The sequence below is a fragment of the Bacillus sp. OTU530 genome, from assembly GCF_038440375.1.
The window spans coordinates 100,236-114,598 of the sequence record NZ_JASATP010000012.1; the positions used below are offsets into that span (position 1 = coordinate 100,236).

Here is a 14,363-nt window from a genome sequence, read left to right on the forward strand (position 1 = left end):
ACGGAAACGGAAATGATAAACGTAGAAACAGCTAAGGAGGGATATAGGATGCCAAAAACTAGCGATAATGACAAAAAAGCGCATGACAACAATGCAAAGCATATGCAAAAAAATATGCAGGTACAAGAGAATTATCAAGCAGGTAAACATGACTACTCAAAGAAAACTGACCATCGCTAAGACCGGGAAATTTCCCGGTCTTGTTTACAAGATAAGAAAGTATAACTTTTCGGGGAGCAAGGCCCAAAATGGCAGACTCCGGGCTGAACCTCTGCAAAAGGCAAAAAGCGCCTTTTACTACATCGAATTGTCTTCCGGCTGGAAATGTATACTTTCTTACAGTGGAACAAAAAAAAAACAGCACATCTATCAGTGCTGTTCCTTTTACTCCTTTTACTAATCCCTCTTAAAATATGTCCATCCTTCCTCCTGATAGACTTTGCCTTCCTTCATGAGCTTCCCAAGCGCCCTCTTAAATGCTCCTTTACTCATTTGGAAACGCTCCTTAATATCCTCTGGCGCACTTTGGTCGCTAAATGGCATCGCACCGCCGCGGCCTTCCATATATTCATATAAAGCCTGTGCATCCTCATCCATCCCCTCCTGCTTGCGCGGCAGAAGAGATACGTTAACAGTCCCATCGTCTTTTACTGCAATGATGCGGCCCGTTACGCGCTCACCGATGCGGGGCTCTTGTTTGCGTTCTGATTGATGGATAAATCCTAAGAAATGCTCATCCGTTAGAATGAATGAACCCGTACGAATGGCACGATACACGCGGGCACTTACATTTTTGTTAAACATCGACTGCGTAGCAGCAACCGCTAATTCCTTCAGATCCTCATCCTGCGCAGGCAGGGCAATTAAACGATCTCGTCCCGTCAGCTTAAGACGACAATACAATTCGTCTCCCTCCTGCGGCCAAACACCGAAAAAACCAGAAAACTCATCACCGGGAATTAAAATATCCTTTGAAACGCCAATATCAACAAATACACCCAAGCCCTGGGATACTTTCACAACCTCTACCCAGCCGAAATCCTCCGTTGTAATGAGCGGTGTCTTCATCGTTGCCGTTAAGCGTCCTTTATGATCATGATATAAAAACACATCAAGCTCGTCGCCCTCCGCAATCTCACCAGCAACTTCATTTTTATGCAAAAATACCTCATCTTGCTCATTACCTACCATATATCCAATTTCTGTCTCACGCAAAACCTCGACCTGTTCTATTGCTCCTGCTTGCAGCATCATACTTACAAATCCCTTCTATAATAAAAATATGCTATGTATTAGTTTGCCAAACAAAGCCCCATTATACCACGTTTTTTTCTATCATTTGTCCAATCCGCCCATTTTCCTTATAATATAGCATATACATATAGTTTGGAGGGATTATTTATGTCAAAGGAAAGCTCTTTTGATATTGTCTCAAAGGTCGAATTACCAGAGGTTACAAATGCCATTAACCTCGCATTGAAGGAAATTCAAACGCGCTATGACTTCAAAGGAAGCAAGAGCGACATCAAGCTCGAAAAGGAATCTCTCGTTCTGACATCCGACGATGAATACAAGTTAAGTCAATTAACAGATGTTCTCTTAAGTAAGCTCGTAAAACGAGGCGTTCCGATTAAAAACTTAGACTATGGCAAGATTGAAAATGCATCCGGTGGTACAGTTCGTCAATACGTTAATCTCAAGCAAGGCATTGACAAAGACACAGCAAAGGTTCTCAATACGATTATTAAAAACTTAAAGCTAAAGGTGAAAAGCCAAATCCAAGATGACCAGCTTCGTGTCACAGGCAAAAGCCGCGACGATTTACAAGCAGTTATCGCAGCTGTTCGTGAAGCGGATGTGCCGGTTGAATTGCAGTTTATTAATTATCGATAAGGGTAGATTTTTTAGAAAGAATACCGTATTCTATTCCTAGAATACGGTATTCTTTTTACGTAATCCAGTTCGATACTTTCTCCTCTGCTCCTCCGCCAAGAAGTCCTGACATCATAACTACACGACTTTTATACTAATACTGTACAGAAGCTGCTATTTTTTACTACGGCCTGTTTTCGTGGCGAAAGCGTGCTCCTCATATAAACACAATGTCTGTGTTTACATACCATAAAAAAACAAGTGCTATCGCTTTTTATGTGATGCTTATTCACGCTCTCATCATTGAATCAGTCGGTTTTCATTTTCTGCTTCACAGCTGGAACCCGATTGTTGCCCTTGTCGCGCTTATTCTCAATCTGTATACGCTTCTTCTATTTTTAGCAGAAATACAAGCGCTGCGATTAGCCCCCTTTATACTAACGGATAACCATCTTTATTTACAGGTTGGGGTGATGAAGAGACTCAAGGTTTCTTTGCAGGATATAAAAAGCATCCATGCCTATGAAGGACCGGAAAAGCTGTCTAGAAAGGAGGAAAAGGAGATATTCGATGCGGTGCTCGTTGATTTTATGAAAGAGCAGCCGGCCTTTGAAATTACCTTTCATACGCCGCAAACAGCTCAGCTATTGTATGGTTTCACAAAAACTGTAACAAAGGTGCACCTCCGGCCAGATGAACCACAGCAGTTTTATACGGTTCTCACTGAAAAATTAAGTGAAATTTACGAAAATGATCATTAAAGAAAACTCGCCGATTGGCGAGCCCTGCCCCCGTGCGAAGACAGAGGCGTAGTTCCTAAAATTTCTCACTACGTCGAATTGTCCTCCAGCTAGAAATTTATACTTTCTTAAAGTGTAAAAAAATCCCGATGAGGTTGGGGGTTCATCGGGATTTTTCTCCTGTCACTATTTCTTCTCAGACCAAACCTTCGCATGCAGCCCTAATAACCATTTATGCTCTTCTTCCATCATACGGTCAGTCCATGGATTATTATGTTATCGTACAGGACTATAATTACAGCCCTGTTTTTTCATTAATATAACGGCGGGCCTTCACCGCATATTCAAACGGATTCGCTAATGCCGGATCTTGCTCAGCCTCAACAACAAACCAGCCTGTATAATCAGACGCCGCAAGTGTTGTAAATACCTCGTCAAATTCAATGGAGCCATCACCTGGAACAGTGAAGGCACCTGCCTTTACTGCCTGCAAAAAGCTTAAATCCCCTTCCTTCACACGAGCCACCACTTCTGGGCGAATGTCTTTTAAATGCACATGCTTAATGCGAGGCAGGTGCTTTTTCAGTACATGAATTGGATCCTCTCCTGAGAATACAAGATGTCCTGTATCAAACAATAAAGAAACTAAATTTGGATCTGTTAGCTCCATGAGCTTATCAATTTCTGCTGTTGTTTGAATCCCTGTTCCCATATGATGGTGGAATACAATCGCCATATCCCTCTCCGCGGCCAGCTCACCAAGACGATGCAAGCCAGCTACTAATAGCTTCCACTCTTCTTCCGTAAAGACAGGCTTTGCTTTGTAAACAGGTACCGCTTGACCTTGCACACTTTTTCCTTGCTCCGATACAACAATGACCTTCGCACCCATCGTATGTAAGAAATCACGGTGCTCAATGAATGCCTCTACCGTTTCCTCTAGAGGTTTTGTTGTCAAAAATGCGCTAAACCAAGCGCTTGCGATTTGCAATCCCCGAAGCGATAATGCCTTTTTCAGTACATCCGTATCACGAGGATACTTATTTCCTACTTCACTGCCAGTGAATCCAGCTAATGCCATTTCACTTACGCACTGCTCAAATGTATTCTCGCCGCCAAGCTCTGGAAGATCATCATTTGTCCACGCAATTGGTGCGATTCCTAGTCTGATTGTATTTTCTTTAAACATATCTATTCCCTCTCTTATTTACTGTGCCGTTACTGTTTCGTGTTCAATCTTAACAGGGCGTCCCGCTAAGAAGGATTCCTTTGCGGCCTTTGCAATTCTCTCTGCCTGCAAGCCATCATTACCAGTGCACAGCACCTTTTCACCTGCTAGGATCGTCTTTGCAAACTGTGTAACTTCCTCGATATATGCTTGTGTATAGCGCTCAAGGAAGAAATATAATGGCTTGTCCTTTACCACGCCTTCCACTGTAGATACTTCTACCGTTGTTGGACGGCAGTTATCGGCTGTTGCTGCTCCTTTTGCCCCAAAGACTTCCACACGCTGATCATATCCATATACAGCTTGACGGCTATTATCAATCACTCCAATTGCCCCATTTGCAAATTTCAATGTAACAATGGCAGTATCGATATCTCCTGCTTCGCCAATCGCAGGATCAACCAAAACCGCTCCCTGAGCAGATACTTCCACTACTTCACTATTCATTACATAACGTGCCATATCAAAATCATGAATCATCATGTCCATGAACAGGCCGCCTGAAGTAAGAATGTAATCAACGCTTGGTGGCTGCGGGTCTCTAGATGTGATTTTCAGAATATGAGGCTGTCCAATTTCCCCCTGCTGCACAAGGTCTCGTACCTTTTTAAAATTCGGATCAAAACGACGGTTAAAGCCAACCTGTAATTGTACGCCCTCTTCTTCTACTACACGCAGCGCTTCGATTGTCTGCTCTGCAGAGAAGCTGACCGGCTTTTCACAGAAAATATGCTTCTTCGCACGTGCTGCCTCCTGAATAATTTGTGCATGTGTGCTTGTTGGAGAGCAAATAAATACCGCATCAATTTCAGGATCTGCCAATAAATCCTGATAATTTGTTGTTAGAACAGAAATTCCTTTGCTAGCAGCCCATTCCTGTAAATGATCTACCACCACATCTGATACCGCTTTAATTTTCACTTGCGGAACTGATAAAAGGTTATCTACATGTAATCTTCCAATACGTCCTGCACCAATAATCCCCAATGTAACTGTGTTCATATTTCTACCCCTTTTCGACCTATAAAATAGAATAGATTTTTTCAAAAGCATGTGTTATGAATCTAATAATCACATTTTAAGACTGAAACGCTCTGGTGAATTTCTCAATCCAGAAATAACAACATATGCAGAAAGTACATTCACATCTGTTGTCTTAAAGAGCATAATTGCTCTTTGCATTCTCTCCTTTTGAACCAACTCCAACCAGTCTACTCCAAATTGACTGTCGGATTTCTGGAAACTATACAAGATATTGATAAGCTGAAAATATTGCGATAAACAGCCCCTGTAGCTTGTTATATAGCTTGATTCAACAGGAGAAAAAGCAATTTCTTCCGTGCTCATTTTGAACTGAGAGAAGCTTTGCAGGGATTATTGAACTAATTGCACACAATATCCCTGCCTGCTTCGTCAGTGGAAGCAATCTAATATAACTCCCACATTCATCTCGATTTACTGCTTGTCTGTTATTTTTTAAGCTTTCTTATTTTTACGAGAGTCAAGAAGAACTGCTGCTACAATGATCGCTCCCTTTAAAATTTGCTGCCAGTAGGAAGATACGTTCATTAAGTCAAGTCCATTGTTTAGAACCCCGATGATCAAAGCTCCAATCATTGTTCCTGGAATTGTACCGATTCCGCCATTTAAGCTTGTTCCGCCGATAACCGCAGCGGCAATTGCATCCAATTCATACATTAGTCCAAGGCTTGGCTGTCCTGCAGAAATACGTGCTGTTAACATTAAACCTGCAATACCTGCTAAAAGACCTGCGTATGTGAAAATCATAATTTTGTAGCGATCTACCGGAATCCCGCAAATACGTGCAGCTTGTTCATTGCCGCCGATTGCGTATGTGTATTTACCAAATCTCATTTGGCTTAACATGATATGTGAAATGATACCCATGACGATAAAAATAATGATTGGGAATGGAATCCCAGCGATTGTACCTTTTCCGATAAACATGAAGGACTCTGATAAGTTACCAATTGGTCTTCCATCTGAATACAGAAGCGCTAAACCTCTCGCTGCTGTCATCATTCCTAATGTCGCGATGAACGGAGGGATTTTTCCTTTTGCAGAAATCGCACCGTTAATGAATCCAGCTGCTGCTCCAATTGCCATCCCGATTGCAAGCGGAACGAATAATGGATATTCACCCGGATGTGCATAACTTGCAGCGATTACCGATACAAGGGCAATAACCGAACCAGGAGATAAGTCGATCCCCGTTGTAATGATGACCATTGTCATACCCATTGCCACAATACCGATGAAAGAAATTTGTCGTACAACGTTAATCAAGTTATTTACGTTTAAAAAGGCCGGTGATAGAATTGACATTAAAATACACATTGCGATAAAGATGAATACAATTCCGTACTTATTCAATATTGCTGAGATTTGCTTCTTTCTGTTAACCGAATTTGCAAGCACCGTCGGGTTGCTTACAGCACTCTCTTGAGTTTTCATTGCTACTCCTCCTTCAAGGGGTTGGATACTTTCAAGAATTTATAAATTCCCAGCTGTGAAGCAATTCGACGCAGCAGGAAATTGTAAGAACAAACCATAAGTGCAACTGCATGTTTGTCTTCTTTATTGGTATGCCACTTCTAGAATTCTTTCCTGGTTCGCTTCTTCTCTGCTCAGCTCGCCTTTCTGAATTCCTTCATGCATCACAATCACTCTATCACTCATTCCTAACACCTCAGGCAGCTCGGAGGAAATCATAATGATTGCTTTTCCCTCCTGCGCAAGCTTGGACATCACTTTATGAATCTCAGCCTTTGCACCAACGTCTACGCCGCGTGTTGGTTCATCTAAAATCAGCACATCTGGATCATTGAGCAGCCAACGGGCAATCAATACCTTTTGTTGGTTCCCTCCGCTTAGGTTCATAATAAGCTGATTTAAATGCGGTGTTTTTACTCTTAATTTTTCTACCTGCTCATTGCATGCTTTTTTCACTAAACTGTTATTTAAATACCCAAGAGTTGACAGATTGTCGATGTTAGACATAATCATGTTCTCCCGGATCGACAGCGGCAGGAATGCACCCGTCAGCTTTCTGTCCTCTGTTAATAAGCCGATTTTATGACGGATTGCTTCTTTCGGCGAATTGATTTTCACCTGCTTGCCATGCATATAAATTTCACCAGAGGTTGGCGGATCAATTCCAAAAATACTTTCCATAATCTCTGTTCTTCCAGAGCCCATCAGTCCCGCGACCCCAAGGATTTCTCCTTTACGCACCTCAAAGTTGACGTTTTGGAACTTGCCTTCTCTAGACAGGTTTTTTACCGCTAGGACAACATCTGTAATTTCAGATGGCTCCTTATGGAATACTGCTTTAATCTCACGCCCTACCATCATTTGAATCAATGTATCTTGATTCAATTCGCTTGCTGGCTTAGCTCCTACATACTGCCCATCACGGAATACCGTAATATCGTCGCAAATCTTAAAGATTTCATCCATTTTGTGAGAAATGTAGATAATGGAAACACCTTTTTGTACCAAGGAATCAATAATGCTGAACAGATGATCAACTTCCTTATCCGTAATTGCTGAGGTTGGCTCATCCATAATAATTAAATCCGCATTGTAAGAAATTGCCGTTGCAATCTCGACCATCTGCATATTCGCAACGCTTAACTCCCGCATTTTGGTTCGTGGATTCAAATCAATCTGTAAAGATTCAAATAACTTTTCTGTATCCGTTATCATTTTTTTCTTATTGACCCAACCTGTTTTGCCGTACATCGGCTCCCGGCCGAGATAAATATTTTCCGCAATCGTCATGTCCGGAACAGGGCTTAATTCCTGATGAATCATGGAAATCCCTTTGCTTAAGGCATCCTTAGGACCATTAATTTGTACTTCCTGCCCTTTAAACTTAATCGTGCCTTTGTCTGGTGTATATACACCGAAGATAATTTTCATGAGTGTTGATTTCCCAGCACCGTTTTCACCCATTAAAGCGTGAACCGTTCCTTTTCGTACCTTCAGTTGGATATTATCCAAAGCCTTTACACCCGGAAATTCTTTTGTGATGTTATTTAGCTCTAAAATGTATTCCGCACTCATTTCATGCTCACCCCCAATAGATTGGTGAGAAGGGGACTCTTTCGGATAAGAGCCTTAACAGTCCCCCCTCATGTTACATTAGTTAGCTCCTGCGTTTTTCCACTTCTCGATAAATGTGTCAACATTTTCTTGTGTGATCAACTCGAATGGTACCCACACATTCTTGTCTGCTAATTTTTCACCTTTCGCAGCTTGAATAGCTGTCTCGACTGCCTTGCTACCTTGCCCCATTGGGTCTTGGAAAGCAGAAACTTTTAATTTGCCAGATTTCACATATTCTAATGCATCTGGTGTACCGTCAATACCAGCTACGATTACATCATTTAGTTTGCCAGCAGCTTCTAACGCCATAATTGCTCCGATTGCCATTTCATCGTTATTCGCTACAAGCGCATTGATTTTATCGCCAGATTGAATCCAGTTTTCCATTAATTTCATACCTTCAGAACGCTGCCAGTTTCCTGTCGCTTCACGTACAATTTTCATATCTGGATTTTTCTTAACTACGTTTTTATTACCTTCTGTTCTCTTAATCTGTGCCTCTGCACCAAGCTCACCAGTCATAATTGCAACGTTTCCTTTGCCGCCTAACATTTCAGCAATCTTTTCCATTTGCATTGTTCCACTTTGGATAGATTCAGAGCCTACAAACGCGTAAATGTTTTTCATATCATTTTTACTTGGCATACGGTTTACAACAATTACAGGGATGTTTGCATCCTTTGCCGCATCTAACATCGGAGTCACTGCACTCGTATCAACAGGGTTAATAATGATTGCATCTACACCTTGTGTGATAAATGTTTCAACTTGAGAAAGCTGTTTACCGGAGTCGTTTTTCGCATCAACCATTTTTAAATCTACATCTTTATCTTTTGCAGCCGCTTTCATAGCATCGTATAAGTAAGAGAGCCATTTATCATCAAATACTGGCATCGCTGCTCCGATTACGAGTTTACCATCCTTCTTCTCGCCGCCAGAAGTTGAAGAAGAACAAGCTGCCATAAATGAAGACAGTATAACCATTAAAGATACAAGCAACATAAGTCTTTTACGAATTGCCATTAAAAGTCCCCCTAATATGTGTTTTAATATAAAGCGCTTTCGTTTTTGGGTTTACCGAAAAGAAAGTAGAAACCACTTGTTTAATAGCTGAATACAACCTAAAATCTAAGATTTGAAAAACTGCTTTGCTATGTTTCTTAGATTCTATTCATCTATAATATACCTATGTAATCGATTGCAAAAATTGCAATCGATTACATTTCATAGAAACTGAAATGTAATACGTTTTAGCAAAAAAAGATAACGCTTACTTCAAAAGTAAAACATGGGACTTCCGTCTTAATCCTGACAAAAGGCGGTTGATTTTCGGATAACAAGCTGCGGCAACACAAGGATACGCTGTTTCGATGTGCTTTTCCCTTCAATCTCCTCTATTAATAGATCCACCGCTTGAGCACACATTTTGTCAAGACCTTGCTCAACTGTTGTTAGAGGAGGATCACAGCTCTTTGATAATAATGTATTATCGAAGCCGGTAATCGAAAGATCCTTAGGAATGTCTAAACCTATTTCGCGTGCAGCTAGAATCGCACCAATTGCCAGTACATCATTGCAAGCAATAATAGCAGTAGGCTTTTTTGGATGATTCAATAATTCATTTGTCAAGCGTTGCGCATGCTCTACGCTTGAATCACTGATAGCAATCAGATCTTCATGCACTGTCAAGCCGCTTTCTTGAAAAGCCTGCTTATATCCATTAATACGTTGTTGACTACTTGTAGCATCCTCACCAATCACTGCAATTCTTGTATGGCCCAGGGAAACTAAGTGAGAAGCTACTTGATATCCTCCGACGATATTATCAATATTAATGCTGTTTACCGCGAATTGAGGATGCGATTCAGAAAGGAGCAGGACAGGGATATTATCATCCACTAAATCCGCGATAACCCTCCTGTTATTAAAGGCACTAGCTAATATAAATCCATCAACGCTTTTCTGTCTCAGTAATGACACTGAGCGTTCTTCCTTTTCTGGATTTAAATCCGTGCTGCAAATAACAAGGCTAAATCCAAATTCATGTGCACGATCTTCCACTCTGCGCGCCATTTCTGCAACAAAAGGGTTCGCTAAGTCTGGTAATAATAATCCAATAGTGGAGGTTCGTTTTCCTGTTAAGGCTGACGCAAGAACACTCGGTCTATAATTAAGCTCTTGCATAACCTTCAAAACCTTTTGTTTTGATTTTTTCCCGACTTGCTGGTCATTCATGACCTTTGAAACAGTAGATATGGAGACACCTGCCTTTTCTGCCACATCATAGATGGTTGTTTTCATTTTATACACTTCTTTCTATCATGCAGTCTAAGAATTAGATTACCTTACCTAAAGCGCTTTCGTCAATTCGATTGCTTTACTATTTTTTCTATTTTTATAAGTACTTTATCACTCGCTATCAAAATGACTCTAACTCTTATCATAGAATTGGAGAACTTGGCTCCGATAAGCTTTTGTTGCAGCAATGGTAAGGACCCTAAAACTATCATTCGGACTTCACAGCCATCGCAGAATCCCCGCTTTTGGGCGTTCGTCCCGCATATCTAGCCGATTCCTTAAGATAGGGTTTCAGCATGAGAATAGCGAGCATTCTAAAATGAAAAACCATAAACTTGGCTCCTTTTGTAGCCTGAACACACCCTTCCCCTTCACATATCTAGATCTTGTAAAACACTTTAACTACGTTATCCCTAAAGCGCTTTACATTTTTGATTATATATCACATTTAAAACGCTTTCAATACCTTTATTCATAAATTTTAACAAAAAACATTCATTTTTTTGTTATTTTTGCACAAATTTTGTTAAAGCCTCTCGCTATATGTTACCTAAACCGCTTTCCGGTACCCACATTAGTCATTCAACAATGATTCCATATTTAGGAACTCCCTTTAATTCCCCCTGTCTTCCACACCGAAATTGATTTCGTTCTCTAATTGTAATGTTACCTGCGATAAAGCTGGCGCCTCCTGCTCTTTGGCGAAGACAGAGGCGTAGTTGCCCTTATACTGTATTCCTAAAATCCCCCACTATGTCGAATGAACTTCCAGCTAGGAATTTATACTTTCTTACAATATAAATGATAATCAAAAATCCCTTACCAAAAGCATCCAGGAGCTCTTACTGTTGAATATAACCTCATAATCCTCTGGCTTAAACTAGGTTTTTAGTAATATATCATAACAAAAAGCGCTTTCGGTATATTTATTAAGAGGATTGAAACCTATCAAAAAAGAAACAGAGATTATCCCTGTTCCTTTTAAAACCTCTTATATCCCTGACGTCATTTTTGGCTCTCCCCAAATAACATTCAGTCCATTCAAGCACTCTCCTTCTTTTATTCATTCCTGTATATAAGAAAAAGCAGACAACTAAAGTCTGCTTTTCTCTTCTATTCCCCTTCTACTCCAATTGAATTTTTGTATATATCTGCTAGCTCAAACACAGATAGCTAACCTTCTAAATATTCCTTACAGGATTGCCGTTTGACAATTTTATACGGCACAAGAATACTTTTTGGTGGCAGTTCTGGTGACTCGATTTTTTCCACTAAGCTTTTCGCAGCCTCATACCCAAGCTGAAAGATACGCACATCCACAGATGTTAACGGCGGACAAGAAATTTCGGAAAAAATAACATTATTAAAGCTTGCTACTGAGATACGATCTGGAACAGCATACCCTTTTTCTGTCAATGTACTTAAAACACCAAGCGCCATTAGATCATCAGTAACAATAATAGCACTTGGAGGCTGTTCCAAGGAAAGAAGCTGCTCCACCGCCCGCTCGCCGCCTTCACGCAAAAACTCCATATAGACAATATAGTCATCCGACATAGGGAGATCTGCTAGCTTTAACGCTTCTTTAAAACCAGCAAGACGTTCCTTCGTTACCATTAAATCTGGACTTCCCCCAATAAACGCCAATCGTTTATGACCGAGGGAAATAAAATACTCTGTAAGTTCACGTCCGGCCAAGTAATTATCATTATCTATATACGTCACTTCCCCAGTAGATTGATGCGGCTTGCCAATCAACACGAAAGGAAATTGTTGCTCAATTAAATATTGAATAACAGGGTCATCAATACGTGAATACAATAAAACAATGCCATCCACTCGTCTTCCCTGCACCATCTTTACAACACCTTCATAAATCTCCTGCTCTGTTTCTCCGGTAGACATATAAAGAGAGTAGCCCTTTATATGAGAAAAAGAGCTGATTCCTCGTATAACTTCCGGAAAAAACGGATTTTGAAATGCCTTCCCAGCAGAACTTGGCATAACGAGACCAATCGCTTGTGTCGTTTGATTTGCGAGACTGCGCGCATTCATATTTGGATGGTAACCAAGCTCATCCATAATTTTACGAACACGTTTTTTTGTTTTTTCACTTATACGAGAACTGTCGGCAATGACGCGGGATACTGTGGATGGTGCGACATTAGCTTTTTTCGCCACATCCTTAATCGTAACGACCATTCACACCATCCTTTCTTGTTGTTTGTTTCACACTTTATGAGAGTATAAATTTGGCTATTCGACGTAGTCGGAAATTTTAGGAATACAGTATAAGTGCAACTACGCCTCTGTCTTCGCCCAAAAGCAGGGCTCGCCAATCGGCGAGTTTTCTTTATTATACCATTAATATTAATAACTGCTTGTCCCTTTCTATGAGAAAAGCAGTACTTTTTACCTATACCATTTTGATGCTAGGACTTCTTTCTTCTCCTTCTTACAAGGATGAGAAATATCACGAACAACACATTTATGCCAACCAGCACAGAGATAAACGGAATATTCAGTCCTGTTTTCTCCGCAAGCGCATACACATTTGCTGTTTCGCGATCCAATACAAGATAGTAGCCATCCTTCGCCGGGCGAATGATATCTTCCTCCATTAATCCATGCAGTTCCTTATTCGTATCTAGCTGTTCTCGTGTAAGGTGGACCTTTTGCGTCTTTTTCGTATTATTCAAAGCAATGATGGTCGTTTCCTCTTGATACGTTCGCTTGAATACACTCATGCCACCCTTGTCATACACCATTTCAAATGTACCGCGACGCAGCGACGGGAGCTGCTTACGCAATTCACCTAATTTACTAATATATTTTAAAAAATCAGCATCAGTTTTAAAATCCATCAAACGGCGATTATCAGGAGGATCCCCGCCATCTAGCGCAATTTCTGTTCCATAGTACATAATAGGAATGCCTGGTGATGTAAACAGATAAGCCAACGCTAAACGCAGACGTGTTGGCGGATATTGCTTTTCTTCCAAAGCCACACGCGTAAACCGTTTTGTATTTTGATTATCAAGGAAATTTCCAAGTAGGTATGGGTTTGGATATACCACTTGGTCACTCTTCCAATCTTTGTATAATTCATTCGGAGATTGGCCTGTTTGACTGAACACCTTCGTCATGTGCTTATAGGATGAAATGTTCAAAAAGCTATCTATCCCCATGTTCTGATATTCCGCTACACTGCTTGTATCCACAGCAGATACATCGCCAATAAAGAAAAAGTCTTGCTTTACTGCTTTTACTCCGCGAACGAACTCACCCCAAAAGTCCTTCGGGACAGATTGCATATCTTCCAAACGAAAACCGTCGATATCTGTTTGCTGAACCCACCATTTCGCATTATTAATGAGAAACTTTCGCACCTCTTCATTTTCGAAATTCAAATGTGGCAGTCCAGCTAGTGAATTTTCTTCTATTATTTGTATTTGCTCATTCTCCCTCTGCTCTTGCTGATACCACCCTTGTTTTTGCTTATCAAAGAGCCAAGGATTCTTGCTTCCAGTATAACCGGCAACAAAATCAAGAATTACCTTCATATCACGCTTATGGGCTTCTTTTACAAGTTCCTTCATATCCGCCATGGAGCCAAAATGCTCTTCTACCTTGTAAAAATCCTTTGTCCAATAGCCGTGATATCCATCTTCCTCATTATCAACAACAGGAGTAAGCAAAATGGCAGTAAAGCCCATATCTTGGATATAATCAAGCCGCTTGGTAATCCCCTTTAAGTCCCCTCCATTGTAAGCTTGTAAATCTGTTGTGTTTACATCCTTATCATTTTTTGAATCCCCATTGTTGAATCTGTCAACCATCATAAAATAAATCGCTTCATCTTGCCAGCTTCTCTCTTCTTTTTCACCAGCTGCTTGCACACAAGAAAAAAACAGCCCATAAAAAAGAAGAAACGGGATTAGCACTAGTGTTGCGATCACCTGTTTGCTCATCTCCGCCCCCTCCCCCTCACTACTCTTATTCTTCAGCCGTTAGACCGAGAATGGAATATTTTACAATGATAAGAATAGTATACCAATTACAGACATAATCCGCACAAAATTCTCTGCGTACTT

At 40.7% G+C, this 14,363-nt stretch carries 12 protein-coding genes; 3 read left to right on the forward strand and 9 right to left on the reverse strand.

Features of this window, described 5'->3' with window-relative positions; genetic code table 11:
- The first annotated feature begins 12 nt into the window (after nucleotides 1–12).
- The gene (locus AAHB12_RS11530; protein WP_205650959.1) at nucleotides 13–180 is read left to right on the forward strand and encodes a DUF3941 domain-containing protein; all 168 of its coding nucleotides are present in this window, start codon (nucleotides 13–15) and stop codon (nucleotides 178–180) included.
- A gap of 216 nt (nucleotides 181–396) precedes the next feature.
- On the opposite strand, the gene AAHB12_RS11535 is transcribed toward AAHB12_RS11530, so the two are convergent.
- Nucleotides 397–1,254 (reverse strand): CvfB family protein, encoded by an 858-nt coding sequence (locus AAHB12_RS11535; RefSeq protein ID WP_342045405.1) that lies wholly within the window; start codon nucleotides 1,252–1,254, stop codon nucleotides 397–399.
- A gap of 147 nt (nucleotides 1,255–1,401) precedes the next feature.
- On the opposite strand from AAHB12_RS11535, the gene AAHB12_RS11540 reads away from it, so the two are divergent.
- Together AAHB12_RS11540 and AAHB12_RS11545 are read left to right on the forward strand one after the other, a co-directional pair.
- Complete coding sequence (locus AAHB12_RS11540; RefSeq protein WP_129729093.1) at nucleotides 1,402–1,893, forward strand: YajQ family cyclic di-GMP-binding protein; 492 nt, start codon at nucleotides 1,402–1,404, stop codon at nucleotides 1,891–1,893.
- Between the two features lie 209 nt (nucleotides 1,894–2,102).
- The gene (locus tag AAHB12_RS11545; RefSeq protein WP_342045406.1) at nucleotides 2,103–2,633 is read left to right on the forward strand and encodes a hypothetical protein; all 531 of its coding nucleotides are present in this window, start codon (nucleotides 2,103–2,105) and stop codon (nucleotides 2,631–2,633) included.
- 274 nt (nucleotides 2,634–2,907) lie between these two features.
- Here the strand turns inward: AAHB12_RS11545 and iolE are convergent, their stop codons facing one another.
- The 8 genes from iolE to AAHB12_RS11585 all read right to left on the reverse strand — a co-directional run bounded on the left by iolE (nucleotide 2,908) and on the right by AAHB12_RS11585 (nucleotide 14,240).
- Complete coding sequence (iolE, locus tag AAHB12_RS11550) at nucleotides 2,908–3,801, reverse strand: myo-inosose-2 dehydratase (RefSeq protein WP_342045407.1); 894 nt, start codon at nucleotides 3,799–3,801, stop codon at nucleotides 2,908–2,910.
- An 18-nt stretch (nucleotides 3,802–3,819) separates the two neighbouring features.
- Nucleotides 3,820–4,842 carry an inositol 2-dehydrogenase gene (iolG, locus tag AAHB12_RS11555; protein ID WP_342045408.1) on the reverse strand — a complete coding sequence of 341 codons (1,023 nt, stop codon included), beginning with the start codon at nucleotides 4,840–4,842 and terminating at the stop codon, nucleotides 3,820–3,822.
- 474 nt (nucleotides 4,843–5,316) lie between these two features.
- Entirely contained in the window at nucleotides 5,317–6,315 is a 999-nt protein-coding gene (locus AAHB12_RS11560) for an ABC transporter permease (RefSeq protein ID WP_342045409.1), read from the reverse strand.
- A gap of 123 nt (nucleotides 6,316–6,438) precedes the next feature.
- Entirely contained in the window at nucleotides 6,439–7,929 is a 1,491-nt protein-coding gene (locus tag AAHB12_RS11565) for a sugar ABC transporter ATP-binding protein (RefSeq protein ID WP_342045410.1), read from the reverse strand.
- A gap of 78 nt (nucleotides 7,930–8,007) precedes the next feature.
- Entirely contained in the window at nucleotides 8,008–8,994 is a 987-nt protein-coding gene (locus AAHB12_RS11570) for a sugar ABC transporter substrate-binding protein (RefSeq protein ID WP_342045411.1), read from the reverse strand.
- Nucleotides 8,995–9,273: 279 nt separating this feature from the next.
- Complete coding sequence (locus AAHB12_RS11575; protein ID WP_342045412.1) at nucleotides 9,274–10,272, reverse strand: LacI family DNA-binding transcriptional regulator; 999 nt, start codon at nucleotides 10,270–10,272, stop codon at nucleotides 9,274–9,276.
- A gap of 1,170 nt (nucleotides 10,273–11,442) precedes the next feature.
- Nucleotides 11,443–12,471, reverse strand: coding sequence for a LacI family DNA-binding transcriptional regulator (locus AAHB12_RS11580; RefSeq protein WP_129731676.1), 1,029 nt, complete (start codon nucleotides 12,469–12,471; stop codon nucleotides 11,443–11,445).
- Between the two features lie 230 nt (nucleotides 12,472–12,701).
- On the reverse strand, nucleotides 12,702–14,240 hold the full coding sequence (locus AAHB12_RS11585; RefSeq protein WP_342045413.1) for an alpha-amylase family glycosyl hydrolase: 1,539 nt from the start codon (nucleotides 14,238–14,240) through the stop codon (nucleotides 12,702–12,704).
- Nucleotides 14,241–14,363 lie beyond the last annotated feature (123 nt).